This is a genomic window from Photobacterium angustum (genome assembly GCF_003026365.1).
Classification (GTDB): domain Bacteria; phylum Pseudomonadota; class Gammaproteobacteria; order Enterobacterales; family Vibrionaceae; genus Photobacterium; species Photobacterium angustum.
This window is the reverse complement of the sequence record NZ_PYOM01000047.1, coordinates 1-994: the sequence shown is the minus strand read 5'-3', so window position 1 is coordinate 994 and position 994 is coordinate 1. Positions and strand designations below refer to the sequence as shown.

The window sequence follows — 994 nt, the reverse complement described above, 5'->3', positions numbered from 1 at the left end:
TTACGACCACAGCTACCGATATTGCAGGTAATACAACATCGGCCACTAACACCATTATCAAAGATACCCTTGCAGAAATTACAGCGAACTTTGAAGCTAATGGCGATAGCTTTTTAAATAAAGCCGAAATCGACGCTAAAACCACCCTGTTTGGTGACGTTGATTTTGTTGAAGAAAATCAACCAGTCACAGTAAAAGTAACAGATAGCAATGGTAAAACTATCACCCTGACCACTACAATCATAAGCGGTGCATGGCAAATTGATGATGTTGATTTATCTGCACTTGCAGAGGGCAAGTTAACCGTTACTGCTGAAGTTATTGATGTTGCAGGTAATCCAGCGTCTACTACCAACACCATTATCAAAGATACCCTTTCTACCATTACGGCTAACTTTGATGGTAAGGGGGATGAGTATCTTAATCGTGATGAAATCTCTGTGACCGATCTTTTTGGCTCAGTATCCAATGTTGAAAATGGCCAAAACGTCACGATTAAAATCACCGACAGTAACGGCCTAGAAAAGTCGTTTGAAACTACTGTGATTGATGGAAAATGGACAATAGAGGATGCCGACTTAACCGATTTCGTTGAAGGTGAACTGACAGTCATCGCTGAAACAGTGGATCTTGCCGGTAACACATCGTCTGCTACCAACACCATTATTAAAGACACATTTACAGGTATTAGCGCCGATTTTGATGGTAAAGGCGATGAATATCTCAACCGCGTTGAAATCCCAGTCACCGATTTATTGGGTAAGATCGAAAATGTCGAAGATGGGCAGCTTGTTACCATTACCATCACCGATAGTAACGGATTAGAAAAAATCTATACCTCCACCGTCATTAATGGTAATTGGACAGTTGATAATGCTGACTTAACAGGACTTAGCGAAGGTGAGCTCACTGTCATCGCTGATACTGTTGATATTGCAGGTAACCAAGTATCAGCCACAGACACCATCATCAAAGATACCTTAGCCACTATTAC

General features: G+C 41.2%; 1 pseudogene. It reads left to right on the top strand.

Annotated features, from left to right (window positions below):
- Positions 1-994 (top strand): annotated as a pseudogene (locus tag CTN01_RS22535) (T1SS-143 repeat domain-containing protein); the annotation flags it as partial.